24 protein-coding genes and 1 tRNA gene are annotated in these 25049 nt (G+C 68.3%); 20 read left to right on the forward strand and 5 right to left on the reverse strand.

The features are described 5' to 3' along the window. The first annotated feature begins 42 nt into the window (after positions 1-42). Both ybaK and I6I07_RS14385 read left to right on the forward strand, forming a co-directional pair. On the forward strand, positions 43-531 hold the full coding sequence (gene ybaK, locus I6I07_RS14380) for a Cys-tRNA(Pro) deacylase (protein ID WP_198487151.1): 489 nt from the start codon (positions 43-45) through the stop codon (positions 529-531). A 143-nt stretch (positions 532-674) separates the two neighbouring features. After that, on the forward strand, positions 675-1253 hold the full coding sequence (locus I6I07_RS14385) for a DJ-1/PfpI family protein (protein ID WP_198487152.1): 579 nt from the start codon (positions 675-677) through the stop codon (positions 1251-1253). A gap of 51 nt (positions 1254-1304) precedes the next feature. Here I6I07_RS14385 and adhP read toward each other — a convergent pair whose 3' ends face one another. Then, positions 1305-2333, reverse strand: coding sequence for an alcohol dehydrogenase AdhP (gene adhP / locus I6I07_RS14390; RefSeq protein WP_198487153.1), 1029 nt, complete (start codon positions 2331-2333; stop codon positions 1305-1307). A gap of 212 nt (positions 2334-2545) precedes the next feature. Between adhP and I6I07_RS14395 the strand changes: the two genes are divergently transcribed. After that, positions 2546-2935: a ribbon-helix-helix domain-containing protein gene (locus tag I6I07_RS14395; RefSeq protein WP_198487154.1), complete on the forward strand. Its 390-nt coding sequence runs from the start codon at positions 2546-2548 to the stop codon at positions 2933-2935. A 12-nt stretch (positions 2936-2947) separates the two neighbouring features. On the opposite strand, the gene I6I07_RS14400 is transcribed toward I6I07_RS14395, so the two are convergent. Then, positions 2948-3835: a LysR family transcriptional regulator gene (locus I6I07_RS14400; protein WP_232626084.1), complete on the reverse strand. Its 888-nt coding sequence runs from the start codon at positions 3833-3835 to the stop codon at positions 2948-2950. 66 nt (positions 3836-3901) lie between these two features. Between I6I07_RS14400 and I6I07_RS14405 the strand changes: the two genes are divergently transcribed. The 5 genes from I6I07_RS14405 to I6I07_RS14425 are packed head-to-tail and all read left to right on the forward strand — an operon-like array spanning position 3902 to position 9824. After that, positions 3902-4927 (forward strand): ABC transporter substrate-binding protein, encoded by a 1026-nt coding sequence (locus I6I07_RS14405; protein WP_232626085.1) that lies wholly within the window; start codon positions 3902-3904, stop codon positions 4925-4927. A gap of 34 nt (positions 4928-4961) precedes the next feature. Then, positions 4962-6026: an ABC transporter ATP-binding protein gene (locus I6I07_RS14410; RefSeq protein WP_198487155.1), complete on the forward strand. Its 1065-nt coding sequence runs from the start codon at positions 4962-4964 to the stop codon at positions 6024-6026. Next, positions 6026-7681, forward strand: coding sequence for an ABC transporter permease (locus I6I07_RS14415; protein ID WP_232626086.1), 1656 nt, complete (start codon positions 6026-6028; stop codon positions 7679-7681). Before I6I07_RS14410 ends, I6I07_RS14415 begins: the two co-directional genes overlap by 1 nt. Continuing rightward, entirely contained in the window at positions 7678-8904 is a 1227-nt protein-coding gene (locus I6I07_RS14420) for a pyridoxal phosphate-dependent aminotransferase (protein WP_198487157.1), read from the forward strand. Before I6I07_RS14415 ends, I6I07_RS14420 begins: the two co-directional genes overlap by 4 nt. A 47-nt stretch (positions 8905-8951) precedes the next feature. Continuing rightward, the gene (locus tag I6I07_RS14425; RefSeq protein WP_198487158.1) at positions 8952-9824 is read left to right on the forward strand and encodes a phosphonopyruvate hydrolase; all 873 of its coding nucleotides are present in this window, start codon (positions 8952-8954) and stop codon (positions 9822-9824) included. Between the two features lie 75 nt (positions 9825-9899). Here I6I07_RS14425 and pbpG read toward each other — a convergent pair whose 3' ends face one another. Both pbpG and I6I07_RS14435 read right to left on the reverse strand, forming a co-directional pair. Beyond that, on the reverse strand, positions 9900-11180 hold the full coding sequence (gene pbpG / locus I6I07_RS14430; protein ID WP_420094578.1) for a D-alanyl-D-alanine endopeptidase: 1281 nt from the start codon (positions 11178-11180) through the stop codon (positions 9900-9902). Between the two features lie 312 nt (positions 11181-11492). Continuing rightward, positions 11493-11567: transfer RNA gene (locus I6I07_RS14435), tRNA-Arg, on the reverse strand. Between the two features lie 210 nt (positions 11568-11777). Here I6I07_RS14435 and I6I07_RS14440 point away from each other — a divergent pair. The 9 genes from I6I07_RS14440 to I6I07_RS14480 all read left to right on the forward strand — a co-directional run bounded on the left by I6I07_RS14440 (position 11778) and on the right by I6I07_RS14480 (position 19629). After that, positions 11778-12542: an enoyl-CoA hydratase/isomerase family protein gene (locus I6I07_RS14440; protein WP_198487159.1), complete on the forward strand. Its 765-nt coding sequence runs from the start codon at positions 11778-11780 to the stop codon at positions 12540-12542. Then, positions 12539-14161: an AMP-binding protein gene (locus I6I07_RS14445; RefSeq protein ID WP_198487160.1), complete on the forward strand. Its 1623-nt coding sequence runs from the start codon at positions 12539-12541 to the stop codon at positions 14159-14161. Before I6I07_RS14440 ends, I6I07_RS14445 begins: the two co-directional genes overlap by 4 nt. Then, complete coding sequence (locus I6I07_RS14450) at positions 14158-15108, forward strand: hydroxymethylglutaryl-CoA lyase (RefSeq protein ID WP_198487161.1); 951 nt, start codon at positions 14158-14160, stop codon at positions 15106-15108. Before I6I07_RS14445 ends, I6I07_RS14450 begins: the two co-directional genes overlap by 4 nt. Before the next feature lie 87 nt (positions 15109-15195). Beyond that, complete coding sequence (locus I6I07_RS14455) at positions 15196-15732, forward strand: MarR family winged helix-turn-helix transcriptional regulator (RefSeq protein ID WP_116520259.1); 537 nt, start codon at positions 15196-15198, stop codon at positions 15730-15732. An 89-nt stretch (positions 15733-15821) separates the two neighbouring features. After that, entirely contained in the window at positions 15822-16556 is a 735-nt protein-coding gene (locus tag I6I07_RS14460; protein WP_198487162.1) for an enoyl-CoA hydratase/isomerase family protein, read from the forward strand. Next, on the forward strand, positions 16553-17749 hold the full coding sequence (locus tag I6I07_RS14465; RefSeq protein ID WP_198487163.1) for a CaiB/BaiF CoA transferase family protein: 1197 nt from the start codon (positions 16553-16555) through the stop codon (positions 17747-17749). Before I6I07_RS14460 ends, I6I07_RS14465 begins: the two co-directional genes overlap by 4 nt. Before the next feature lie 77 nt (positions 17750-17826). Further along, positions 17827-18798 carry a Bug family tripartite tricarboxylate transporter substrate binding protein gene (locus I6I07_RS14470; RefSeq protein ID WP_198487164.1) on the forward strand — a complete coding sequence of 324 codons (972 nt, stop codon included), beginning with the start codon at positions 17827-17829 and terminating at the stop codon, positions 18796-18798. 151 nt (positions 18799-18949) lie between these two features. Further along, on the forward strand, positions 18950-19204 hold the full coding sequence (locus tag I6I07_RS14475; protein WP_198487165.1) for a type II toxin-antitoxin system prevent-host-death family antitoxin: 255 nt from the start codon (positions 18950-18952) through the stop codon (positions 19202-19204). Further along, positions 19201-19629, forward strand: a complete 429-nt coding sequence (locus tag I6I07_RS14480; RefSeq protein WP_006390718.1) for a type II toxin-antitoxin system VapC family toxin — start codon at positions 19201-19203, stop codon at positions 19627-19629. Before I6I07_RS14475 ends, I6I07_RS14480 begins: the two co-directional genes overlap by 4 nt. A 107-nt stretch (positions 19630-19736) precedes the next feature. Here the strand turns inward: I6I07_RS14480 and I6I07_RS14485 are convergent, their stop codons facing one another. Further along, on the reverse strand, positions 19737-20690 hold the full coding sequence (locus tag I6I07_RS14485; protein WP_198487166.1) for an NAD(P)H-dependent flavin oxidoreductase: 954 nt from the start codon (positions 20688-20690) through the stop codon (positions 19737-19739). Positions 20691-20910: 220 nt separating this feature from the next. Between I6I07_RS14485 and I6I07_RS14490 the strand changes: the two genes are divergently transcribed. The 3 genes from I6I07_RS14490 to I6I07_RS14500 all read left to right on the forward strand — a co-directional run bounded on the left by I6I07_RS14490 (position 20911) and on the right by I6I07_RS14500 (position 25048). After that, positions 20911-22122 carry an MFS transporter gene (locus I6I07_RS14490; protein ID WP_198487167.1) on the forward strand — a complete coding sequence of 404 codons (1212 nt, stop codon included), beginning with the start codon at positions 20911-20913 and terminating at the stop codon, positions 22120-22122. A 16-nt stretch (positions 22123-22138) separates the two neighbouring features. After that, complete coding sequence (locus I6I07_RS14495; RefSeq protein WP_198487168.1) at positions 22139-22300, forward strand: hypothetical protein; 162 nt, start codon at positions 22139-22141, stop codon at positions 22298-22300. A gap of 84 nt (positions 22301-22384) precedes the next feature. Then, positions 22385-25048 (forward strand): PD-(D/E)XK nuclease family protein, encoded by a 2664-nt coding sequence (locus tag I6I07_RS14500; RefSeq protein WP_198487169.1) that lies wholly within the window; start codon positions 22385-22387, stop codon positions 25046-25048. The last annotated feature ends 1 nt before the right edge of the window (position 25049 follow it).

Raw genomic sequence — 25049 nt, forward strand, 5'->3', positions numbered from 1 at the left:
CGCCTGCCTACACTTTTGCCTTCGCCTTTCCAACGCAATGCCATGAGCAAAGCCCGCCACGTCTCCGAAACGCCCGCCACCCAGTTCCTCAAGCAGCACAAAGTGGCGTACACCGAACACACCTACGAATACATCGATCACGGCGGCGCCGGCGAGGCCGCGCGCCAGCTGGGGCTGGATCCGCACGCGGTGGTCAAGACGCTGGTGATGGAAGACGAATCGGCCAAGCCGCTGATCGTGGTGATGCACGGCGACCGCGAGGTCTCCACCAAGAACCTGGCGCGCCAGGCCGGCCTGAAGAAGGTCGAGCCCTGCAAGCCGGAAGTCGCGCAGCGCCATTCGGGCTACCAGGTCGGCGGCACTTCGCCGTTCGGCACGCGCAAGAAGATGCCGGTGTGGGTCGAGGCCGAGGTGCTGCAATACCCCGTCGTCTACATCAACGGCGGCCGCCGCGGCTACCTGGTGGGCATCGACCCGAACGTGCTGGTGAGCCTGCTGGGCGCCAAGCCGGTGACGGTGGCGCTGGAGTAGGGCGCCGGCCACGGCCTGGCGTGGTATCCCGCTACCACCCCCATCCGCGCGGGTGGGGGCACAATGGATGGCAGAACATCAAGAACCGGCCGCCCGGTCCTCGGGCGCTCCAGCCGGCGATCCCCCATCCCCAGGAGACAATCATGAGCAAGAGACTGTTGATGCTGGTCGGCGACTACGCCGAAGACTACGAAACCATGGTGCCGTTCCAGACGCTGCTGGCGGTGGGGCACACGGTGCACGCGGTTTGCCCGGGCAAGAAGTCCGGCGAGAGCATCGCCACCGCCATCCACGATTTCGAGGGCGCGCAGACCTACAGTGAAAAGCGCGGCCACAACTTCGCGCTGAACTACGATTTCGACCGCGTCGAGGCGGGTTCGTACGACGGCCTGGTGATCCCCGGCGGCCGCGCGCCGGAATACCTGCGCCTGAACGAGAAAGTGCTGGAAATCGTGCGCGCCTTCGACCAGGCCAAGAAGCCGATCGCCGCCGTCTGCCACGGCGCCCAGTTGCTGGCGGCCGCGGGCATCCTGGAAGGCCGCACCTGCTCGGCCTATCCCGCGTGCGCGCCGGAAGTGCGGCTGGCCGGCGGCACCTACGCCGAGATCGGCATCGACCAGGCCTATACCGACGGCCACCTGGTGACGGCGCCGGCCTGGCCGGCGCATCCGGCGTGGCTGGCGCAGTTCCTGGCGGTGCTCGGCACCAAGATCACGCATTGAGTCTCGTGCGCCGCGCGGCGGCCATTCACATGGCCCGGCCCGCGCGGGCGGTCAGGCCGCCATGTCCAGCACGATGCGGCCTTCGATCTGGCCGCGGCGCATGCGGTCGAACACGTTGTTGATGTTCTCCAGCTTCTCGGTGGCCACGGTCGCGTGCACCTTGCCTTCCTCGGCGAACTGCAACGACTCCTGCAGGTCCAGGCGCGAGCCCACGATCGAGCCGCGCACGGTCACGCCGTTGAGCACCATGTCGAAGATCGACAGCGGGAAGTCGCCCGGCGGCAGGCCATTGAGCGCCACCGTGCCGCCACGGCGCACCATGCCCAGCGCCTGCTCGAAGGCCTTGGGCGAGACCGCCGTGATCAGGGCGCCGTGGGCGCCGCCGATTTCCTTCTTCAGGTACGCCGCCGGATCGGTGGTCCTGGCATTCACCACCACCTCGGCGCCCAGGCGCTTGGCGAAGGCCAGCTTGTCGTCGTCGATGTCCACCGCGGCGACGTTCAGGCCCATGGCGCGCGCATATTGCACCGCCATGTGGCCCAGGCCGCCGATGCCCGACACCACGACCCAGTTGCCTGGCCGCGTGTCCGTCATCTTCAGGCCCTTGTAGACCGTGACGCCGGCGCACAGCACCGGGGCGATGTCGACGAAGCCGACGTTCTTGGGCAGCAGGCCCACGTAGTCGGCGGCCGCCAGCGCGTATTCGGCGAAGCCGCCGTTGACCGAGTAGCCGGCGTTCTGCTGCTGCTCGCACAGCGTTTCCCAGCCGCCCAGGCAATGCTCGCAATGGCCACAGGCGGAATACAGCCAGGGGATGCCGACGCGATCGCCTTCCTTGACGTGCGTCACGCCTTCGCCCACGGCCACCACGTGGCCCACGCCTTCGTGGCCGGGGATGAAGGGGGGATTGGGCTTGACCGGCCAGTCGCCCTCGACCGCGTGCAGGTCGGTGTGGCAGACGCCGCAGGCCTCGATCTTCACCAGCAGTTCGCCGGCGCGGGGGCGGGGTACTTCGACTTCTTCGATTTCCAGGGGTTTGCCGAATGCGCGAGCCACGGCGGCCTTCATGGTTTTGTTCATTGCTACCTCCGAAGTCAGATCAGTCTTAGCATGCTCGGATGGGGACGCGTCCGAGACCTTGATTTATATCAACGCTGTCCCGATGCGCAGGCCGAGAGAAACGTGTGGTTGCAGATTGACCAGCCGGTCACCGCCGCTACCGAGCCTTGCCGCCCCGGTGGCTATCGTCGTACAGTGGCCCGCAAGCACCGTGTCCGCCCCAGGGAGCTCCCATGTGTGAAATCTTCATCCGCGCGAGCGAGCAGTCCTACGCGCCCGAAACCCGTTCCCTGCGCCTGCACGGAGTGGCCACCAGCCTGCGCCTGGAGCAATTGTTCTGGCAGGTGCTGGAAGAGATCGCGGCGCGCGACGGCATGCGCGTGACCCAGCTGATCGAGCGGCTGTACGACGAACTGGCGGAGTACCGCGGCGAGGCCGCCAACTTCACCTCGTTCCTGCGCGTGTGCTGCCTGCGCTACCAGTTGCTGCAGGCCGAGGGCCGCATCCCGGCCGATGCCGCGGTGCCGATCCGCTCGCTCAACCCCCAGGCGGTGCTGGAAGGCCTGCCGCCGTCGATGTATGACCCGCAGCCGCTGCGCCCGAAACGGCCGGTGGCGGCCTAGGCCAGGGACACGCTATATGCGTTCGCGCAGGAATCCCTTGAGCCAGCGGCAAAAGACGCTGGCGCTGTGCGCATGCGCGCTATGGGCGTTCACGTAGGCCAGGTAGCTGGCGCCTGAACTGATGCGCTGGTCGTCCACCGGCACCAGCGTGCCGGCGGAGAGCTGATCCGCCACGATCAACCTGGGCGCGATCAGCAGGCCCGAGCCGCCGATGGCCGCCGTGACCGCGAGGAAGAGATGGTCGTAGCTGGCGATGACATTGAGGCGTTCGATCGGGACGCCGGCGCCAAGCGCCCATGTCGCGATCACGTCGGGCCGGGAGCGCGCCGCGATCATCGGCCACCGGTCTTCGCGAGCCATGCGCTGCACGAGCGACGGCGACCCGACACAGACGAGTTCCTCGCGCATCAATTCCCAGCTTTCCGAGCCCGGCATGCTCAGGTCCCGGGTGATGAGCACGTCGAAATCGTCGGAAGGCTCGGGCGATGACAGCGACGTGATCAGATCGATCTGCACTCCATATTCCGCCGTGTAGGCGGCCAGTGAAGGCACGATCACCGTCATTGCAAAGCTCGGCATGGAGGTGCTCACCTTGAGCCGGTCGTGCCGCAATCCCTTTTGCGCCAGCAGCCGCAGCGTGACTTCGATCGTGGACATCGCGTCCTTGACCGCATCGAAAAGCTGCAGCCCGCTTGGCGTGAATTCGATGGTGGCCCCCCTGCGGTGGAACAGCCGCCCTCCTGCGAAGGTCTCCAGTGTCGCGATATGGCGGCTCACCGCGCCTTGGGTCACGCCCAGGGCCGCGGCCGCCCGCGTGAAGTTGCCGTGCTGGCCGACTGCCACGAAGGCGCGCAGGGGCGTCAGGGGCATGTCCACGCCTTTATTGTGAGTAAAACTCATGGTTACAGCTCCCCCTGGAATAGTGTCATGAAATGGTCGTGGATGCGGGATTTAACGAAGACTAGCATGGGTTCCTTCAATAACCGCACACCTCGCGAGGCCATGCAAATGTTTCGTTCCCTACATAAACTATGCCTTTTACTCATTATGACGGGCGCGCCGTTCTTGCCCGCGCAGGCGGGCGAGGTGGTGCTGTATTCGTCCAACAATGTGGAGACCGTGAATCGGGTCGTCGATCAGTTCACCAAAGAAAACCCGGATGTGAAGGTGTCCGTCGTGCGTGCGGGAACCGGTGCGCTGATGCAGCGCATCAAGGCCGAAGCGGCCAATCCGCTGGGGGATATCTTCTGGTCGGGAGGCCTGTCGACCATCGGTGAATTCCAGGAGTATCTGCAGCCCTACGACTCGCCGCAGGCGAGCGCCGTGGCGCCCGCCTATCGCGGCGAAGGGGGGCGCTGGTTGGGCACCAATACGCATGTGACGGTGCTGATGTCCAATCTGCGCCAGGTTCCCGGTGGCCAGCCGCCGCGCGGGTGGGCCGATCTGGCCGATCCGAAATGGAAGGGAAAGATCGTCATTTCGGACCCGGAGCGCGGTAGTGCTTCATTTGTCGCCCTGTATGGCCTGGAAAAGCTGCTGGGCAAGGATGTCCTCGCCGCCGTCGCGCGAAATGCCGTGGTGGTCGGCACCACCTCTGCCGCTTACGAAGGCGTTGCCAAAGGCGAGTTCGCCGTGGCCGTGACGATGGAATACGCCGCCTACGAATACGTGGCCGGCGGGCTGAAGGACATCAAGATCACGTACCCGGTCGAGGGCACCTTCCTCTCGCCCGAAGGGATGGCCCTCATCAAGGGCGGAAAGCACCCGCAGGAGGCTCGCAGGCTCTATGAGTTCCTGGCCTCGGCCAAGACGCAGACGGAAGTCTTCAAGAGTGCCTACCGCCGTCCCCTGCGCGCGGATATCGACGTGAGCAAGCTGGCTGATCTGCCCGCGATGGCCGACATCAAGGTGATCGCGCTTGACGACGCCCGCATGGGCGCGGAGCGGGCCGGGTTCATTGCGCAATGGCGGCAGATCATCAACGCGCGTTGAACGCGCCGGCCGCGCGCCAGAGAGGAAAACCCAGATGCAGGTTTCATTCGAATCCATCGCGCAGAGCTACGGGGCGCAGTTGCTGTTCGACTGTCTCAACCTCGTTATTCCCAGCGGTTCGTTTTTCACGCTGTTGGGGCCGTCGGGCTGCGGCAAGACGACACTGCTGCGCATGCTCGGCGGATTCGTCCGGCCCGATGCCGGGCGCATCCGCTTTGGCGGCGAGGACGTGACGGGCGTGCCGGTGCATCGCCGGGGCGTGGGCATGGTGTTCCAGGACTATGCGCTGTTTCCGGACCGTTCGATCCTCGCCAACGTGACCTACGGTCTTGCCGCGCGGGGCGTGGCAAGAGCGGAGGCCGAAGAACGAGGACGCGCCATGCTTCGCCGTGTCGGCCTGGACGCCTTCGCCGACCGCGCGCCCGCGGCGCTCTCGGGCGGACAGCGCCAGCGGGTGGCCATGGCGCGCGCGCTGGTGATCCAGCCACGCCTGCTGTTGCTGGACGAACCGCTGTCGGCGCTGGACGTGAAGCTGCGGGTGGAACTGCGCGGCATGATCCGCGACTTGCAGAGCGAGGCGGGTATCACTACGGTATTCGTCACGCACGATCAGGAAGAGGCCCTGGCCCTGTCCGATCATATCGCCGTGATGGATCGCGGAAGCATCGTCCAGATCGGGACGCCCCGCGAGATCTACATGCAGCCTCACACGGTCTTCACCGCGGATTTCGTTGGCAGCGCCAACCTTCTCGCCATCGACGGCGAGTTGCCCGCCACGCCGAATGGGCTGCGCCGCCTCGCCACGCCGGCCGGCGTCATCCTGACCGATTGCAAGGCGCCGCTGACCGCCGGCGCGCGGCTGGCGGTGCGCAGCGAGGAATTGCGCTTCGCTGACGCCGGACGGGCGCAGGAGGGCCACCTCCGTGGCGTGATCGAGCACGTGGAGTTCCGGGGCAGCATCACGGGCTACCGGGTCCGCACCGACGCGGGCGTCATCCGCGTCGACGTGCGCACCAGCCAGCCGGACCAGGCGCGTGCCCAGGGCGATGCGGTCGTGCTCGCGCTGCCCTGGAACGCGCGCGTCGTACGGGAAATGTGATGCTGAAAGCACTTCGACGCGATCCCGCCTGGATGACAGCGGCCTGGTTGGCCCTGGGCCTGCTCGGCGTTTTCCTGCTGCTGCCGCTGGTCGGCATGCTTGGCAAGTCCTTCATTGGTGCCGACGGGCACGCAAGCCTGGAGGGGTACACCCGCTTTTTCTCCGAGGCGGCCTATCGGGACGTCTTCCTGAATACGGTGATCCTCGGTATCGCGGTCACGGTTTCGTCGATGCTGGTGGGAGGCGGTCTGGCGGTCGTGGTGGCGCGCTGCCGTTTTCCAATGGCGGGCATGGTCACGGCATTGCCGCTGGTGACGCTCGTGATTCCCGACGTCGTCGTGGCGGCGGCCTGGGTGCTGATCCTGGGACGCCAGGGGCTGGTGAACATGGCATTGGCGCCATGGGGCATCGAGCTGCCGTCGTTGTACTCCTGGTGGGGCATGGTCTTCGTGATGACCCTGAACAACTACGTGTACGCCTTCGTCGCGGTGTTGGTGGGCCTGAAGTCGATGGACCGCAACCTGGAGGAGGCGGCCCAGAGCCTGGGCCGGCCGATCAGCCGCGTGCTGGGCGGGGTCACGCTGCCGCTGATGCTGCCGTCGCTCTTCGCCGGGGCGCTCATCGTGTTCACCCATGTGATCGGCAGCTTTGGCGTGCCCGCCATCCTGGGCGCGCGCACGCCGGTGCTGGCGGTGAAAGCCTACAACGAGTTCGTGAGCGAAATGGGCGGCAATCCGCAGATGCAGACGACGATGGCGTCGATCCTGGTCTTCCTGGGCGCGGGTCTGCTGCTGGTGCAAAAGTTCATCGTCGAGAAGCGGCGCTTCGAGATGGAGGCCAGCCGCAGCCCCGTCGCATTGGAGATCAGGGGCTGGCGGGCGACGCTGGCGAGCGTGGCGGTGCTGGGCGTGGTGGCGCTGTCCCTCATGCCCGCCGTGGTGGTGGTGGTGACCGCGTTCACGCCCTCCGTGGGGCCGGTGCTGCATTACGGCAGTTTCACGCTGGCGCATTTGCGGCATGCGCTGTTCCGTGCCCCCGAGCCCTTGTACAACTCGCTGTTCCTGGCTTCCATCGCCACGGTGGCGGGCGCGGTCTTCTCGGTCGCGGCGGCGTACCTGATCGTCAAGCGGCGATCAGCGCTGACGCACGCGCTCGATGTGCTGGTGATGTTGCCGTTGACCATCGCCGGCACCGTGCTGGGCATTGCGCTGATCAACACGTTCAACCACGGCTGGTTGGTGTTGACGGGTAGCTGGGTGATCATGGCATTGGCCTATTTCGTGCGCCGGATGCCGACCAGCGTGCGAGCGGCGGCGGGGCCCTTGCACAACCTTCGAGACTCCATCGAAGAGGCGTCCATGAGCCTGGGGGTGGGGCCATTGCGCAGCTTCGTGCGGGTGGTCCTGCCTGTGATCGGCCCGTCGGTGGTGGCCGCGGCCGTGCTGATGTGGGTCACCACGCTGTCGGAGTTGTCGGCCACGGTGGTGCTGTATTTCGGCGGGATGAACACCATGCCCATCGAGATCTTCCAGCAGATCGACAGCGGCCGCCTGGCGCTTGCCTGCGCCTATAGCCTCGTGTTGCTGCTGGCCATCTTCATTCCCCTGGCGCTCGCGCGCTGGATTTTCAAATTGAAAGTAGGAACCCTCGAATGACTTCATCTTCGCAACTTCCGCAGCTATCCCTGGCCGATCGTGTGCTGAGCGCCAAGCCGTCGGCCACCAAAGAGATGACACGGCTGGCGAACCAGCTCAAGCTGGAAGGCAGGAGTGTCATTGCGTTGAGCCAGGGCGAGCCGGACTTCCCCACGCCCGACCATGTGCGTGACGCCGCCAGGCAGGCCATCGATCGCAACGAATCGCGCTACACCGAGGTGGCCGGAACCCTGGCGCTGCGCCAGGCCGTGGCGCGCAAGTTCGAGCGCGACAACGGACTGCGCTTCAGCCCGGAGCAGATACAGGTCGGATGTGGCGCCAAGCAGATTCTCTACAACGCGCTGCAGGCGACCGTCAATCCGGGCGACGAGGTGGTCGTGCCCACGCCCGCCTGGGTCTCCTACCCTGAAATGGTGCAACTGGCTGGCGGCACGCCCGTGATCGTGCGCTGCCATGCCGACGCCGGCTTCAAGATCACGCCGGCACAGTTGGAAGCCGCGATCACGCCGCGCACCAAATGGCTGATGTTGAACTCGCCGTCGAATCCGAGCGGCGCGGTCTATTCGCATGACGAACTGGCGGCGCTGGGAGAGGTGCTGCTGCGCCATCCCCAGGTCTGGGTGATGGCGGACGACATCTACGAAAAGATCCGCTACGAGGACGCGGAATTCGCCACGCCGGCCGCCGTCACGCCCGCGCTGGCGTCGCGGACGCTGACCATCAACGGCGTGTCCAAGGCCTACGCCATGACCGGGTGGCGCGTGGGTTTCGGCGGCGGGCCAGTCGAACTGATCAAGGCCATGAACCTGGTCCAGTCGCAGTCCACGTCGCACACCAGTTCGATCAGCCAGGCGGCATCGGTCGCGGCGCTCGATGGTCCGATGGACTTTCTGCCGACGTTCGTGGAAGCGTTCCGCCGCCGCCGCAACCTCGTCGTGGGACGGCTCAATGCGATCGAGGGCCTTGCCTGCGACCTGCCGCCGGGGGCGTTCTACGCCTTTCCCAGTTGCCAGGGGCTGCTCGGCCGCCGCGACGCGGCGGGCCAGCCGATCGCCACGGACGCCGATCTTGCGCTGTATCTGTTGCGCGAGGCGGGTGTCGCCATCGTCCCGGGATCGGCCTTCGAGCTGCCGGGCCACTTCCGCGTTTCCTACGCAGCCTCCGACGCGGAGCTCGACGAAGCCATGGCGCGGATTGCCGCGGCATGCGCCCGGTTGTGCTGACGCACCCGTCGAGCCGCGTTGCTTCCAATCTTCCTGAGGAACATTCCATGACCAAGAACCAAACGCTTCGCGCCGCGCTGGACAGCGGCAATCTGTTTACCGCCATGGCCGCCCACAATCCCCTCGTGGCCAGGCTGGCCGAACAGGCCGGCTTTGGCGGCATCTGGGGCAGCGGCTTCGAGCTGTCGGCCAGCTACGCGGTGCCGGATGCCAACATCCTGTCCATGGGTACCCACCTGGAAATGATGCGCGCCATCGCCGCCAGCGTGTCCATTCCCTTGATCGCGGACATCGATACCGGCTTCGGCAATGCGGTGAACGTGAGCTATGTCGTGCCGCAATACGAGGCCGCGGGCGCGTCGGCCATCGTGATGGAGGACAAGACATTCCCCAAGGACACCAGCCTGCGCGCCGATGGCCGCCAGGAGTTGGTGCGGATCGAGGAATTCCAAGGCAAGGTCGCCGCGGCGGTGGCCGCGCGCCGGGACAAGGATTTCGTCGTGATTGCGCGCGTGGAGGCGTTGATCGCGGGCCTGGGCCAGGAGGAAGCGACGCGCCGCGCGCTGGCCTACGAGGAAGCCGGCGCCGATGCCATCCTGATTCACTCGAAGCAGAAAACGCCAGAAGAGATCCTGGCGTTCGTGCAGGAATGGCCCGGCCAGGTGCCGCTGGTGCTGGTGCCCACGGCCTACCCGCAGCTCACCGAGGTCGATATCGCCGCATTGGGCAAGGTGGGGGTCGTCATTTATGGCAACCATGCCATTCGCGCCGCCGTAGGGGCCGTGCGCAAGGTGTTCGCGCAGATCCGGGCGGATGGCGGTATCGGCAACGTGGATGCGACCTTGCCCACCGTCAAGGAGATCATCGCGCTGCAGGGGGATGAACACATGCGCGCCATCGAGGCTCGCTACCTGAAGTAGGCGTTGTCGTCGACACAGGCATCATGCACCGCGGCGGCCCTTGGGCCGCCGCGGTCGTCATGTAGTCGGGGCGTGTCAGCCGCCCGGCTGGGCCGAGGCCATGGCCACTTCGCTTTGCACGATGCGGCGGATGCGCACGGCATCGCCGATGCGCGACAGCTTGCCCTGCGAGTCCAGCAGCACGATCGCCAGGTCGCGGCCATTGATGCGCGCCAGCATCACCAGGCATTCGCCGGCTTCGTTGATGTAGCCGGTCTTGGACACCTTGATGTCCCAGTCGGGCTTGCGCACCAGCAGGTTGGTGTTGCGGAACGTCTGCGTGCGGTTGTTGATCTCGACGTCGTACTCCGTGTCGGTGGAGTAGCGGTGGATCAGCGGACGCTGCGACGCGGCGCGCAGCAGGCGGGCCAGGTCGTGCGGCGACGACACGTTGTTGCTGGACAGGCCAGTGGGTTCGATGAAGTGCGTGCTGGTCATGCCCAGCGACTGCGCCTTGGCGTTCATGGCGGCCACGAAAGCCGGCAGGCCGCCCGGATAGTGGCGGCCCAGCGCGTTGGCGGCGCGATTCTCGGACGACATCAGCGCCAGGTGCAGCATGTCGCCGCGCGACAGCTTGGTGCCCACGCGCAGGCGCGAGGTGGTGTGCTTGAGGCCGTCGATGTCTTCATCGGTGATCTCCAGCATCTCGTCCATCGGCTGGTTGGCGTCCACCACCACGACCGCGGTCATCAGCTTGGAAATCGAGGCGATGGGGCGCACCACGTTTTCGTTCTTGGCGAAGATCACGGTGGAGGTGGCCAGGTCCTGCACGTAGGCGGTGCTGGAGCGCAGCGCGGCGGCTTCGGCGCGCACCGACACCGCGGGCGGCGGCATGGCGGCTGCCGCGGCGGCGGCGGCCGTGCGCTGCGCGCGCGACGGCTTGTTCGGCTTGCCGTTCTTGCCGGCCGCGCCCTTCTTGGACGAACTCTGCTGGGCGACGGCTTGCTTGCCGCCCTTGGGCGGGGCTTTCTTGCCCGCGGCCTGCTTGGGCGCGCCCTTGGCCGCGGCCTGTTTGCCGGCGGCGCCCTTGGGCGGGGTCTTGGCGGCGGCCGACTTCGGCGCGGCCTGCTTGCCAGCGGCGGCCTTGGGGGCGGCTTTGCCCGCGGCCTGCTTGGGGGAGGCGGCCTTGCCGGCGCCCGCTTTGGCGGGGGCGGGGGCCTTCTTGGCTTGTTGCGCCTTGCAAGCCGCCGACTTGGCGTTGGTCTTGCAGGGATCGGTATTTTTCGCGGCGAGCGCGGCTGAGGGCAGGAGCGCGCACATCGCCAGCGCCGCCGGCGCTATCGCGTTCGCAATTGCACGTTTCCAGGTAAATGCCATGGTTTGAGCAGGCTTGTCAGTCTGTGAAGAATTATTTCCCCGGCCGGGCTTGCTGCGGTTCGGGAAAAGTCCAGATGAATTAGGGGCTTACGCGTCGAATTTAAACAGTAATTTCAAGTTCGGCGCAAGGCGATTCGCTATCATCGCCTAAAAAAATATCAGGGACGTATTGACGGGTAGCTTATTCGTCGCCCGCGGCGTGTCGAGACGCTACCGGCGGGCGGCGCGTGAGCGTAGCCCGGATTAACCCTCATCCGGCTGAATGCGCGGGGATTTCGTGGGAAGCGACCTGCGGAACCGCGGTCGGGAACGTGGCCTCGCCGGGTGGAATCGAACCACCAATTGACCCTTAGGAGGGGCCGGTTATATCCATTTAACTACGGCGAGACGGGCGGGATGGCTTCGCACCGGAATCGCGCCGGGCTCGCGGGGAGCCTAGTGCCTTGATATTCCAGGGAAAGACCAGGGGCGCAAGTGTAACACCATTGGGTGTCGCCGAAATTTAGTGGATTAAATCAACTATATGCCCTATATTTCCCGGCATGGCCGGACGCCGCGAGCGGCCCGGCCTCATACCTAGAACATCCAGGAGCAGGCATGACCCCGACTTTTCACACGATCCTGCTGGACGTGCAGGACCGTGTCGCCACGGTGACGCTGAACCGGCCCGACAGCCGCAACGCGCTCAATTCCCTCATGTGCGCCGAGCTGGTGCAGGCCATGCAGCACCTGGCGGACGATCCGGACGCGCACGTGGTGCTGATCGCCGCGGCGGGCGCGGCTTTCTGCGCCGGCGCCGACCTGAAGGAGCGCAAGACCATGTCGAACGCCGAGATGACGGCGCGCCGGGTGCAGGGCTTCGCCGCCTATGCCGCCATCGAGCGCATGCCGCAGCCGGTGATCGCGGTGGTGCAGGGGGCGGCGTTCGGCTCGGGTTGCGAGATCGCCGCGGCCAGCGACTTCGTGCTGGCCTCGTCCGCGGCGACGTTCTGCTATCCCGAAGTGGGGTGGGGCACCGTCGGCGCCACGCAGCGGCTGCCGCGCGTGGCCGGCGCGCGCAAGGCCAAGGAACTGCTGTTCACCGGCCGCCGCTTCGACGCGGCCGAAGCGCGCGAGATCGGCCTGGTCAACCAGGTGTACACGCCCGAGGCGCTGGCGGGCGAAGCCGCGCAGATGGCCGCGGCGATCGCGCGCGCCGCGCCGCTGACGGTCAGGCTGACCAAGCGCAGCATCGACCAGGGGCTGGCGACGACGCGCGAAGGCGCGATGGCGATCGAGCTGCTGGCGATCGAGGAAAACCTGCGCGGCACCGACTGGAAGCAGGCCATCGCCGGCTTCGGCGCGGCGGGAGACAAGGCATGATCGGCCCGACGACCCTGGCGCAGGCGCTGGCGCGCCAGGTGGCAGAACGCGGCGCCGCCGAGGCCTTCGTCGCGCCCGGCGAACGCCACACCTGGGCCGCGCTGCAGGACGGCGCGCGCCGCATCGCCCGCGGCCTGCATGCGGCCGGCGTGCGCCGCGGCGACCATGTCGGCGTGCTGCTGGGCAATGGCGGCACCTGGGTGCAGGTGTTCTATGCCTGCGCCTTGCTCGGCGCCGTGACGGTGCCGGTCAACACGCGCTTCAAGACCGACGAGCTGGCGTTCTGCCTGAAGCAGGCCGACGTCAAGGTGCTGCTGACGGCGGATACCTTCCTGGGCATCGACTTCCTCGACCTGCTGGCGCAGGTGGAGCCGGCGCTGGACCAGGCCCTGCCGGGCGCGGCGTTGCCGCTGCTGCGGCAGGTGGTGGTGCTGGGCGAGCGCTGCCCGCGCGGCGCGCGCCCCTGGGCCGATTTCCTGCGGGCCGGCGAGGCCGTGGACGAAGAGGCGCTGCAGGCCCGCCTGCGCGCGGTGGCGCCGGACGATGTGCTGCTGATCCAGTACACCTCGGGCACGACGTCGTTTCCCAAGGGCGTGATGCTGACGCACGCCAACATGCTGACCAACGCCTGGGCCGCGGCGCAACGCATCGGCGTGCGGCCGGACGACCGCTATTTCAGCATCCGTCCGTATTTCCACGTGGCCGGCACGACGCTGTCGATCCTGGTGAGCCTGATGAGCGGCTGCTGCCTGCTGACGCTGCCCAAGTTCGACGTGGCCGACGCCTTGCGCATGCTCGACGAGGAGCGCTGCACGCTGACGTCCGGCAACGACACCATCTTCCTCATGCTGATGGGCCATCCCGATTTCGACCGCGCGCGCATCCATTTGCGCGGCGGCTGGGCGGCGGCCGGCCCGCAGGTGATGCAGAAGATCCGCGACGTAATGGGCGTGCCGGGCATCTGCAATGCCTACGGCCAGTCCGAAGCCTCGCCCAACATCACGCTGTCGGCGCATGACGATCCCTTCGAGTTGCGCGCCATGGGCTGGGCCCTGCCGCATCCGGGCATGCAGGTGCGGGTGGTGGACCCGGGCACGGGCGAGGCGGTGCCGGCGGGCATGCCGGGCGAGATCCAGGCGCGCGGCTGGAGCGTGATGAAGGGCTACTACAACATGCCGGAAGCCACCGCCCGCGCGCTCGGCGCCGATGGCTGGCTCAGCACCGGCGACCTCGGCGAAATGGACGCTGAAGGCCGGTTGCGGATGGTGGGCCGCCTCAAGGACATGTTCCGGGTGGGCGGCGAGAACGTCGCGCCCGCGGAAGTGGAAGAGACCCTGCATGGCCACCCCGCCGTGCGCATGGCGCAGGTGGTGGGCGTGCCGGACGCGCGCCTGGGTGAAGTGCCGGCGGCCTTCGTGCTGCTCAAGGATGGCCAGGACTGCACGCCGGACGAGCTGACGGCGTGGTGCAAGGCGCGCTGCGCCAACTTCAAGGTGCCGCGCTATGTCGAGATCGTCGACAGCTTCGAGCACATCGGCATGACGGGCAGCTCCAAGGTGCAGAAGAACAAGCTGCGCGCCCATGCGCTGGCGCTGTTCGGACTGGAGAAGCCGGCATGAGCGCGCGCGACGTGGTGCTGTGCGAATGCTTCGCGCGCGACGGCCTGCAGCATGAGCCCGACTTCATCGACACCGCGACCAAGGTCGATCTGGTCGATCGCTTCGCGGCGCTGGGCTTTGAACGGGTCGAGGCGACCTCGTATTCCAATCCCAAGGTCGTGCCGCAATTCGCGGACGCCAGCGTGTTGCTGGCGGCGCTGCCGCGCCGCGCGGGCGTCTGGTACAAGGCCACCTGCGCCAACGCGCGCGCGGTGGAGCGGGCGCTGGTCGACCTGGACGCCGGCATCGGCGCCAACGAGATCAGCCTGCTGGTCTCGGCCAGCGAATCGCATTCGACGCGCAACCTGAAGCGCGAGCGCGCCGCCCAATGGGACAACATCGCCGAGATGGCGCGGCTGGCGGACGGCCGCTTCCGCCTGATCGGCACGATCTCGGTGGCGTTCGGCTGCCCCTTCGAAGGCGCGGTCGAGGCGGACTCGGTCATGGCGGACGTGCGGCGCTTCGCCGCGCTCGGCGTGGGCATCGTGACGCTGGGCGACACCACCGGCATGGCCACGCCGGCCTCGGTGCGCGACCTGTACGGCCGCATGGCGCGCGAGGTGCCCGAGGTGACGCCGGTGGCGCATTTCCACGACACCCGCGGCACCGGCCTGGTGAATTACGTGGCGGCGCTGGAGGCGGGCGTGACGCACTTCGATTGCGCCTTCGGCGGCGTCGGCGGCCATCCGGCCAAGGTGCGCTACGGCGGCGGCCATACCGGCAACGTGGCGACGGAAGACCTGGTCAACCTGTTCGAGTCGATGGGTGTGCGCACCGGCCTGGACCTGGCGGCGATGGACGCGCTGTCGCGGCATTGCGAGGCGGTGCTGGGACGCACGCTGCACAGCCGCGTGGCGCAAAGCGGCCTGAACCCGCTGCTCGGCGTCGCGCGGGAGGCCGCCGCATGATGACCGCCCGCCGTGTTTGTATATCATGCGGGCAGCGGCGCGCGACCCGCGCGCGCGCCGGTTTCCCCCGCATCTGAAGAGTCCCTCATGGCCACCCGAACCGCATCCAAGTCCGCCACCGCCGCACGCCCCGAACCCCGGGCGTTGAAGGAACTGTTCTCGTACCGCCTGAACCGGTTGGCCTATGTGTCCAGCCGCATCGCCGCCGGCCTGAACGAAAGCCGCTACGGCGTCGGGCCGCGCGAATGGCGCATCATCGCGCTGCTGGGCGCGGCGCCGGACATGTCATTGAACGCCGTCGCGCGCGAGGCCAACATCGACAAGAGCCAGGCCAGCCGCACCGTGTCGGAACTGATCGAGCGCGGCCTGATCCAGCGCAACGCCGACAGCCAGGACGGCCGCGGCGTCAGCCTGGACCTGACGCGCACCGGCCGCGCCCTGTACGACGAGATCTTCCCGGCCGCGGTCGAGCGCAACGAGGACATGCTGTCGGTGCTGTCGGACGCCGAGCGCGAGGCCATGGAGCGCATGCTGGACAAGCTGACGGCGCATGCGCTGGAGATGCTGAACGAATGCAAGGCGGAGGTGCCGGCGCGTCGCGGCCGCGGCGTGCAGCCGCGCTGAACGCGCGGGGCGCGCTCGCGCCTTTTTTTACCCTTATTGTTGATTTAATCAATCACTTTGATTGTCGCCATTGGCAGAGGATATCCGTGATGTCGGAACTGATCATCGAAGACCTGGGCGCGGTGCGGCTGCTGCGCCTGAACCGTCCGGAAAAGCACAACGCGTTGAACACCGCGCTGACCACGGCGCTGCTGGACGCGTTGCGCCAGGCTGACCGCGACGACGCGGTGCGCGCGGTGGTGCTGACGGGCAATGGCAAGTCGTTCTGCGCCGGCGCCGACACCGGCGAGTTCTCGGCCCTGACGCCGGAACAGCCGGACGCGGTGCTGCGCCGCGCCGACCTGACGACCGATCTGCACCTGGCGTTCTCGCGCATGGTCAAGCCGGTGATCGGCGCGGTCCACGGCAACGCGCTCGGCGGCGGCGCCGGCCTGGCGCTGGCCTGCGACCTGACGGTGATGGCCGAGGACGTGCGCTTCGGCTATCCGGAGCTGCGCCACGGCATCGTGGCCGCGGTGGTCATGGCCAACCTGGTGCGCCAGGTCGGCCGCAAGCATGCCTTCGAGCTGGTGGCGATGGCCGAACCGATCGATGGCGCGCGCGCGTTGCAGCTGGGCATCGCCAACCGCGTCGCGCCCGCCGCGCAGGTGCTGGACCAGGCGCTGGCGATGGCGCAGCGCCTGGCCGGCTGGGAACCCGCCGCCATGGGGCTGACCAAGCGCGCGTTCCACCGCGCGGCCGACCTCGGGTTGGCCGAGGCGCTGGGCGTGGGCCGCGACGCCAACGTCATCATGCGCGGCTTTCGCCAGGGAGCGGCGCGATGAGGCCGCTCGAAGGCGTCACCATCCTGGACCTGTCGCGCGTGCTGGCGTGCCCGTTCGCCTCGATGATCCTGGCCGAGCTGGGCGCCGAGGTCATCAAGGTCGAGCAACCCGGCGGCGGCGACGAGACGCGCGGCTTCGAGCCCAAGGTGCAGGGCGAGGGCGGCACCGAGTCGGCCTACTACCTGGCCTTCAACCGCAGCAAGCAGTCGGTCACGGTGAACTTCCGCCATCCCGAGGGGCAGGCGCTGATCCGGCGTCTGGCGCAGACGTGCGACGTGGTGGTCGAGAACTTCCCGGTCGGCACGCTCGCCAAATACGGCCTGGATCGCGAGCGCATCGCGCCGGACAACCCCGGTCTGATCTATTTCTCGTGCACCGGGTTCGGCATGACCGGGCCGTACGCGCCACGCAAGGGCTATGACACCGTGTTCCAGGCCATGGGCGGGATCATGAGCCTGACCGGCGAGCGGGGCGGCGGTCCGGTCAAGCCGGGCTTGCCGGTGAGCGACCTGACCTCGGGCCTGTGGGCCGCCATCGGCATCCTGTCGGCGCTGGTGGGACGGGCGCGCTCTGGGCAGGGCTGCCATATCGATTTCTCCATGCTGGACGGCCAGGTGGGCCTGCTGTCGCTGGCGGCCGCGCGCTATTTCGCGCTGGGCGAAGTGCCGCCGCGGCTGGGAACCGAACATCCCGGCCGCGTGCCGTCGGCCGCCTTCGAATGCGGCGACGGGCGCTGGGTGCAGATCACGGGCAGCGACCAGCACTGGAAGCCGCTGTGCGAGGCGCTCGAGTTGCCGCAGTGGGCCGACGACCCGGAACTGGCGCGTAACGCCGTGCGCGTGGCGCGCCGCGACGAGGTCATGGCCGGCCTGTCGGCCGCCGCCGCGCGGCTGACGCGCGACGAACTGTGCCGCCGCTGCGATGCGCGCGGCGTGCCGGCCGGCCCGATCCTGGACGTCGAGGAAATCCTGCACAACGAACACGTGCTGGCGCGCGGCATGGTGGCCAGCTACGAGCATCCGTCCATCGGCCGTTTCGGCGCGGTGCCGGTGCCGTTCAAGTTCGACGGCTTTGACGATCCGCGGCTGGAGCGCCCGCCCCTGCTGGGCGAGCACACCGATAGCGTGCTCGCCGGCCGGCTGGGCCTGACGCCGGCGCAGATCGAGGCTTTACGCGGGCAGGGCGCGATCTAGCCGCCGGGGCGAGACGCCCCGCGGCATCCCTCGCACAACATCACACACATAAAACACAATATCCCAGGAGACAAACCATGAAGATTCTGAAGCGCCTGCTGTGCGGCGCGGCGGTGGCGGGCGCGCTGTGCGCGTCGGCCGTCGCCGCCGATCCCTATCCCTCTCAGCCGATCACGCTGGTCAACCCGTACGCGGCCGGCGGTCCCGCCGACGTGCTGGGCCGGGCCCTGGCGCGCGAACTGGAAAAGCAGCTGGGCAAGACCATCATCGTCGAGAACAAGGCCGGCGGCGGCGCGGCCATCGGCGCCAACTTCGTGGCGCGCGCCAAGCCGGACGGCTACACGCTGCTGCTGGGCACGTCGGCCGCCCACGTGGTGACGCCGCTGATGCAGCAGACGCCGTACGACGGCATCAAGGACTTCGCCTTCGTCTCGATCGTCGCCAACCAGCCCAACATGCTGGTGGTGCGGCCCACGCTCAAGGCCGACAACGTCGAGCAATTGATCGCGATGGCGCGCAAGGAGCCGGGCCGCATCAACTACGCCTCGGCCGGGCCGGGCAGCTCGCCGCACCTGGGCGCCGAACTGTTCCGCGAACGCGCCGGCGTGGACATCGTCCACATCCCCTACAGCGGCGCGGCGCCCGCCATCAATGACCTGGTCGGCGGGCAGGTGGACATGGCGGTGCTGAACCTGGCCGCCAGCCTGCAGTTCATCCGCAGCGGCCGGCTCAAGGCGCTGGCCTACGCCAACGACCATCGCTCGCCGTTGCTGCCCGACGTGCCGACGCTGGCCGAATCCGGCGTGAAGGGCGCGGAGTCGGCCTCCTGGTACAGCCTGGCCGCGCCCAAGGGCACGCCGCCGGAAATCCTGCAGCGCCTGAACGACGCGGTCGCCAAGGTCAACGCCAATCCCGAATACAGCAAGCTGATGCAGGCGCAGGGCGTGGACCTGTGGAACATGACGCCGCAGGAAGCCACGGCCTTCGTGGAGAAGGACCAGGCCGCCATGCGCAAGCTGGTGCAGGCGGCGGGGTTGATGAAGAAATAGGACGGTTCCGGTGGCTGGAATGACGGTTTGCCGCCCTGATCGGATCCTGATGAGCGCGAAAATCTCCCGGTGGCCTCGGCTACCGGGGTTGTTTTAACGCTTTCAAGGTAGTAACGTTACTACGTTATTTGCAAGGATCAGGGGATGCGCCATGTCTATCACCACACTGTCCAGCCGGGAACTCAATCAGGACGTGACCCGCGCCAAGAAGGCGGCCTTGCATGGCCCGGTGTTCATCACGGACCGGGGCAAGCCATCCCATGTCCTGCTCGGCATCGAAGAATACTGGCGCCTGGTCGGCCAAAAGCGGAATCTCGTCAGCGCATTGTCGATGCCGGGCCTCGCCGACATCGAACTCGATGCCCCCCGTTCACGCGAGCTGCCCCGTCCCGCGGACGTCGAGTGATGTTCCTGCTGGATACCAATGTGCTCTCCGAGCTGCGCAAGGCGGGCGAAGGCAAGGCGGACAAAAACGTGATCGCCTGGCTCTCGAACGAGGATGCGGTGAATTTTTACGTTTCGGCGATCACGCTCATGGAGATCGAGATTGGCATCCTGCGCATGGAGCGGCGGGATGCCAGCCAGGGAACCCGCCTGCGGGCCTGGATGCGCGATCGCGTCTTGCCGGAGTTCTCCAACCGGACGCTGCCACTCGATACCGCGGTGTCTTTGCGGTGCGCCAGATTGCATGTGCCGAATCTGCGGCCAGAGCGGGACGCCTTCATTGCGGCGACAGCGCTGGTGCATGGGATGACGCTCGTTACGCGAAACGTGTCTGATTTTTCCGCTTGCGGCGTGACCCTCGTCAATCCGTGGGATGCCCAGGCATAAGCAACGGCGGCATTGCCCAGCAGCAGCATCTCTGGCCTGGCCTGGCCAGGCCGGGAGACCGGGCTGGGTCGATAAGTCGCTGGCACGGGCGTCGGTCCGCGTCCCGCTCAACCCGCCAGCAGCGCCACCCGCCTGAGCGCGTCGCGCGTTTCCGCCACCAGTTGCTCGACCACCGCGCCGGCCGGTTGCAGGCTGTCGATCAATCCCGCGCTCTGGCCGGCCTCGACCTTGCCGCCCTGCACGTCGCCGTCGAAGGCGGCCTGCTTCAGGGAACTGCCGGCGAACATCGTTTCCAGCATGGCCTGGTCGCCGTCGCGTTCGGCCGCGAGATAGTCGCGGGCAAACGCATTGCGCAACATGCGCACCGGCGAACGGCCGCGGCCCACCAGCGTGGTGTCGGCCACGCCGGCCGCCAGCACCGCGTTCTTGTAGGCATCGCACACGCCGGCCTCGGGCGTCAGCAGGAAACGCGTCCCCAGCTGCGCGCCCGCGGCGCCCAGGCACAGCGCGGCGGCGATGCCGGCGCCATCGGCGATGCCGCCGGCCGCCACCACCGGCACCGATACGCGCCGCACCACCGAACGCACCAGCACCTGCAGGCAAAGTTCATCGGGGCCGGGGTGGCCGCCCGCTTCCAGGCCGACGGCGATCACCGCGTCCACGCCGGCCGCTTCGGCCTTGGCGGCGTGTTCGGGGCTGGCGATGACCTGCAGCCACTTGACGCCGGCCTCGCGCGCGCGGCCGATGTGCTTCTGCGGTCCGCCCTGCGACGCGATGATGACCGGCACGCCTTCGGCCAGGGCGATGTCCATGTGTTCCTGCGCGCGCTTGTTGTACAGCGGGATGTTGACGGCGTAGGGCGCGTCGGTGCCGGCGCGGACCTCGCGGATGGCCGCCAGCAGCGCCTCGGGGTACATCGGGCCGGCGGCGATCACGCCGAGCCCGCCGGCGCGCGACACCGCCAGCGCCAGCGCCGCGTTCGACGAGGCCCAGCTCATGCCGCCCTGGATGATCGGATAACGCGTGCCCAGCAGGCGGGTCAACGGGGTTTGCAGAGTCATGGCGAATCAGGATGGGGAAAATCCCATTCTGGAATATATGGTTGATAAAATCAACTATATTCTGAGTGTCGGTCCGGCGAGCGCATCGCGCACGCCATGCGCGATGCGCCGACGCGGGTATTCCCGGTCGCGCCAGGTTATTTGTTTATGATGTGCGCGTCGGGCCCAAGGCCCGGCCGTCCCGAGGAGGGGGCGTCTTTCTCCATCAATAAGAAAAATCATGTCGAGCACTACCTCGAGCACTACCGATACGCTTTCCGTGCGCACCATCGTCCTGGGTACCCTGGTGGTGCTGCTGGCCATGGGCGTGCGCGCCACCTTTGGCCTGTTCATGCAGCCGATGGGCCTGGCCCACGGCTGGAGCCGCGAAGTGTTTTCCATGGCCTTCGCATTGCAGAACCTGGTCTGGGGCGTGGCCTGCATCTTCATGGGCATCCTGGCCGACCGTTATGGGTCCGGCCGCACCATCGCGCTGGGCGCGGTGCTGTACATGCTGGGCATGATCGGCACCCGCTTCGCGACCGACGAAACCACGCTCTACCTGAGCGCCGGCCTGCTGGTCGGCCTGGGCCAGGCCGGCACCACGTTCCCGGTGATCCTGCCGGTGGTGGCGCGCGCCGTGCCGGCGGCCTACCGCAGCACGGCCATGGGCATCGCCAGCGCCGGCGGCTCGCTCGGCCAGTTCGCCGTGGTGCCGACCGGGCAGGCGCTGATCACCGGCCTGGACTGGCCGGGCGCGCTGTGGGTGCTGTCGCTGTTCGTCGCTTGCGCGGCGCCGCTGGCCTATTTCCTGCGCGGCCGTCCGCCGGCCCACGGCGGGCCGCAGCAGTCGCTGGCGGCGGCGGTGCGACAGGCGGTGCGGCATCCGTCGTTCCACTTCCTGTTCTGGAGCTATTTCGTCTGCGGCTTCCACACGGCCTTCATCACGCTGCACCTGCCGGCCTATGTCACCGACGGCGGCCTGACGCCGGGGCAGGGCGCCACCGCGATCGCGCTGATCGGGCTGTTCAACGTGCTGGGATCGTTCTACGCCGGCAAGCTCGGCGGCCAGTACAGCAAGAAGCGGCTGCTCGCGGTGGTCTACGGCATGCGCGCCTTCGGCATCCTGCTGCTGCTGTGGCTGCCGCTGTCGCCGTGGGTGCTGTATGCGTTCGCGGCCTGGATGGGGCTGTTCTGGCTGGGCACGGTGCCGCTGACTCAGGGGCTGATCGGCCAGATCTATGGCCTGCGTTATGCCGCGACCCTGTCCGGCATCGTTTTCCTGGGCCACCAGGTCGGCAGTTTCATCGGCGTGTGGCTGGGCGGTTATGCCTATGCCAAGACCGGCAACTACGACCTGGTCTGGTGGCTGGGCGTGGCGCTGGCGGTGGCCGCCGCGCTGCTGTGCCTGCCGGTGCGCGAGCAGCCGCTGGCGCAGCCGGCGACCGCGTGAGGCGCGGATGCCCATCATGACCGACGCGCCTTCCGCACCGTCCGCCCGCCGCCATCGCGGCTGGCGCCTGGCGGGCTGGGCCGCGTCGGCGCTGGTGCTGGGCCTGGCCTTCTGGGGCTACACCCAGCCCGAGATGCAGATCCATTGGGAAAACCTGGCGTCGATGTGCGGTTTCTAGCCGCGCGGGCGGGGCGGGGGCGCGGTATCCTACGGCGGTAATCTTTTCCACCCCGCGTTTCCATCCCGCGTTTTGACGCCGCCCATGCAGGACGACCCGCTTTCCTACCCCGACCTGAGCCTGACCGCCATCGGCGGCATGCCCGCCGCCGACATGCTGGTGCTGACGGTCAACAACCGCCTGTCGCGCCGGCTCACGCTCGAGCTGGCGGGGTTGTTGCGCCAGGAGCGTCAGGTCAGCGAGCTGCCGCGCATCCTGCCCTTGTCCGCCTGGCTGGCCGAATCCGCCAATGAGCTGGCGTTCGAGACCGATGACGACGTGCCGGCCTACCGGCTCGACGGCTTCGCCACCCAGTTGGTCTGGACCGAGGCCATCCGCGCCGAAGAGGCCGAGCGCGTGCTGCTGGACGCCAGCCAGGCCGCGCGCCTGTCGATGGATGCGGACCAGCTCATGGACGAGTGGTCGTTGCGCGTGCCGTCCGGCGCCGACACCGACGAATACCGCGGCTTCGCGCGCTGGCGCGAACGCTATCGCCAGGCCCTGGCCGCGATCGACGCCGAAGACGCCAACCAGGGCTATGCCCGCGTGTTGCGGGCGCTCGAGGATGGCCGCCTGGCCGTGCCGGGCCATCTGGTGCTGGCCGGCTTCACTGACATGTCGCCGCGCTTCAGGCGCCTGTTGCAGGCGTTCGAGGAACAGGGCTGCCTGATCGCGCAATGGCGCGACACGCAGCGCGCGCCCGCCGAGCCGCGCCGCTACGAGGCGCCGGAGCAGGGCGCCGAGTGGCGCGCGGCGGCCGAGTGGGCCGCCAGTCAGCTGAAGCGTCATCCCGCCGGCCGCTACGCCATCGTCTCGCCCCAGCTCGAAGCCGAATCGCCGTTCGCGCGGCGCATCCTCAGCCAGGCGCTGGCGGGCCACGACGGCGCGCCGGCGTTCGCCTTCAACGTCGCGGTTGGCCGTCCGCTGGATGAATGGCCGATGGCGCGCGCCGCGCTGGCGTGGCTGCGCGCGCTGGCCGAATGCGCGGCCGGCAAGGGCTGTGGCGTCGAGGTGCTGGGCGCCGCGCTGCTGGCGGGCCACTGCGCGGGCGACGTCAGCGAACGCGCCCGCCTGGCCGCCCTCGATGCGCGCTGGCGCCGTCGCGGCCAGATCCACGTGTCCGCCGCGGAATGGCGCAAGCAGCTGTCGCAGCTGCCGCCGCTGGCGCAGGCCTGGGACCAGGCCATGGAGATCTGGACGCGGGGCGGCGCGCGCGCGACCAGCGATGTCTGGATGCTGCGCATGAAGGCGGCGCTGACGGCGCTCGGCTTTCCCGGCGAGGGCGTGCTGGACAGCGTCGGTTACCAGGTGCTGGGCGCGTTCGGCGAGGCGCTGGGCGGCTTCTCGGCGCTGGCGCCGGCCGCGGGCAAGCTGGGCGGCGTGGCGGCGGTCAACCTGCTCCAGAGCGTGGCGCGTTCGGCCGCCTTCCAGCCGCAGCGCGACCCGCTGGCGCGGCTCGACGTGCTGGGCCTGCTGGAAGCCGAAGGCGGCTTCTGGGATGGCGTCTGGATGCTGGGGCTGACCGATGACGTGCTGCCGGCCTCGCCCAAGCCGAACCCGCTGCTGCCGCTGGCGGTGTTGCGCCAGGCCAAGGCGCCGCGCGCCACGCCCGAGCGCGAACGCGAATGGGCCGAGGGGATCTACGCGGCGCTGTGCCGCTGCGCCCCGCAGGTCATCGTCAGCCACGCGCACATGGACGGCGAACGCGAGTTGCGGCCGTCGCCGCTGATCGCCGCCGCCGCCCTGACCGATTGGCGGCCTGCGCCCGCGCCGGCCGTGGCCGCCTTGCCGCAGGAAACGCTGGATGACGCGCAGGGCCCGCCCCTGGCGTCGGACGACCGTGGCGGCGGCGGGTTGGACGTATTGGACACGCAGGCGCGCAATCCCCTGTGGGCGTTCGTGCGCCACCGGCTGGGCGGGCGCGAGCTCGCGGCATACGCCGACGCGGCCACGGTGAACGTGCGCGGCCAGTTCCTGCACAAGGCATTGGAACTGGTGTGGGGCATGTTGCCCGACCAGGAGGCCTTGCACGACACGCTGGCCGCCGGCCGCCTGCCGGCCTTGCTGGAGCAGGCGGTGGCGCAGGCCGCCGAGGAAGAGCTGCAACAGTACGCACCGGCGCTGAAGGCACTGGAATGCGCCCGCGCGCTGGCGGTGCTGGCCTCGTGGCTCGACATGGAAGCCCAGCGGCTGCCGTTCGCGGTGGCGCAGGTCGAGAAGAACCACGAATGGCGCCATGGCGCACTGCACCTGAAGCTGCGGCTGGACCGCATCGACACGCTGGCCGACGGCCGCAACGTCATCGTCGACTACAAGACCGGCGTGGCCGCGGCCAAGCCCGAGCCCGACTGGTCGCGCAGCCGTCCGGTGAACGTGCAGCTGCCGTTCTACGCCTCGGTGCTGGCCGATGCCGCCGGCGGCGAAGTGGCCGGCCTGGTGCTGGCCCAGATCCATGCGCGCCAGGTGGCGGCGCAGGGCCTGGCCGACGAAGACCTGGGCATGGAGGGGGTGACGCTGGCCGCCGAGAGCAAGTACTTCGACGGCCTGTCCTGGCCCGAGATCCGCCAGCGCTGGCGCGCCGCGATCGAGTCGCTGGCCGATGAATACGTGGCAGGCCATGCCGCCAATGTCGCCTACCGCCGCGACGACCTGAAATACTGCGACGCGCTGCCCTTCCTGCGCTTGCACCTGGATGACGAGGACGCCTGAG

Source organism: Achromobacter deleyi, from assembly GCF_016127315.1.
Taxonomy (GTDB): Bacteria; Pseudomonadota; Gammaproteobacteria; order Burkholderiales; family Burkholderiaceae_B; genus Achromobacter; species Achromobacter insuavis_A.

What these genes read in the sequence shown, in the direction of transcription:
- I6I07_RS14455 (WP_116520259.1), top strand. Translation starts at nt 15,196, where the DNA reads ATGGCCACCCGAACCGCATCCAAGTCCGCCACCGCCGCACGCCCCGAA.
- I6I07_RS14500 (WP_198487169.1), top strand. Translation starts at nt 22,385, where the DNA reads ATGCAGGACGACCCGCTTTCCTACCCCGACCTGAGCCTGACCGCCATC.
- I6I07_RS14460 (WP_198487162.1), top strand. Translation starts at nt 15,822, where the DNA reads ATGTCGGAACTGATCATCGAAGACCTGGGCGCGGTGCGGCTGCTGCGC.
- I6I07_RS14495 (WP_198487168.1), top strand. Translation starts at nt 22,139, where the DNA reads ATGACCGACGCGCCTTCCGCACCGTCCGCCCGCCGCCATCGCGGCTGG.
- I6I07_RS14450 (WP_198487161.1), top strand. Translation starts at nt 14,158, where the DNA reads ATGAGCGCGCGCGACGTGGTGCTGTGCGAATGCTTCGCGCGCGACGGC.
- I6I07_RS14440 (WP_198487159.1), top strand. Translation starts at nt 11,778, where the DNA reads ATGACCCCGACTTTTCACACGATCCTGCTGGACGTGCAGGACCGTGTC.
- I6I07_RS14475 (WP_198487165.1), top strand. Translation starts at nt 18,950, where the DNA reads ATGTCTATCACCACACTGTCCAGCCGGGAACTCAATCAGGACGTGACC.
- I6I07_RS14400 (WP_232626084.1), bottom strand. Translation starts at nt 3,835, where the DNA reads ATGAGTTTTACTCACAATAAAGGCGTGGACATGCCCCTGACGCCCCTG.
- I6I07_RS14415 (WP_232626086.1), top strand. Translation starts at nt 6,026, where the DNA reads ATGCTGAAAGCACTTCGACGCGATCCCGCCTGGATGACAGCGGCCTGG.
- I6I07_RS14490 (WP_198487167.1), top strand. Translation starts at nt 20,911, where the DNA reads ATGTCGAGCACTACCTCGAGCACTACCGATACGCTTTCCGTGCGCACC.
- I6I07_RS14410 (WP_198487155.1), top strand. Translation starts at nt 4,962, where the DNA reads ATGCAGGTTTCATTCGAATCCATCGCGCAGAGCTACGGGGCGCAGTTG.
- I6I07_RS14420 (WP_198487157.1), top strand. Translation starts at nt 7,678, where the DNA reads ATGACTTCATCTTCGCAACTTCCGCAGCTATCCCTGGCCGATCGTGTG.
- I6I07_RS14395 (WP_198487154.1), top strand. Translation starts at nt 2,546, where the DNA reads ATGTGTGAAATCTTCATCCGCGCGAGCGAGCAGTCCTACGCGCCCGAA.
- I6I07_RS14485 (WP_198487166.1), bottom strand. Translation starts at nt 20,690, where the DNA reads ATGACTCTGCAAACCCCGTTGACCCGCCTGCTGGGCACGCGTTATCCG.
- I6I07_RS14385 (WP_198487152.1), top strand. Translation starts at nt 675, where the DNA reads ATGAGCAAGAGACTGTTGATGCTGGTCGGCGACTACGCCGAAGACTAC.
- pbpG (WP_420094578.1), bottom strand. Translation starts at nt 11,180, where the DNA reads ATGGCATTTACCTGGAAACGTGCAATTGCGAACGCGATAGCGCCGGCG.
- I6I07_RS14465 (WP_198487163.1), top strand. Translation starts at nt 16,553, where the DNA reads ATGAGGCCGCTCGAAGGCGTCACCATCCTGGACCTGTCGCGCGTGCTG.
- adhP (WP_198487153.1), bottom strand. Translation starts at nt 2,333, where the DNA reads ATGAACAAAACCATGAAGGCCGCCGTGGCTCGCGCATTCGGCAAACCC.
- I6I07_RS14470 (WP_198487164.1), top strand. Translation starts at nt 17,827, where the DNA reads ATGAAGATTCTGAAGCGCCTGCTGTGCGGCGCGGCGGTGGCGGGCGCG.
- I6I07_RS14445 (WP_198487160.1), top strand. Translation starts at nt 12,539, where the DNA reads ATGATCGGCCCGACGACCCTGGCGCAGGCGCTGGCGCGCCAGGTGGCA.
- I6I07_RS14405 (WP_232626085.1), top strand. Translation starts at nt 3,902, where the DNA reads ATGGGTTCCTTCAATAACCGCACACCTCGCGAGGCCATGCAAATGTTT.
- I6I07_RS14425 (WP_198487158.1), top strand. Translation starts at nt 8,952, where the DNA reads ATGACCAAGAACCAAACGCTTCGCGCCGCGCTGGACAGCGGCAATCTG.
- ybaK (WP_198487151.1), top strand. Translation starts at nt 43, where the DNA reads ATGAGCAAAGCCCGCCACGTCTCCGAAACGCCCGCCACCCAGTTCCTC.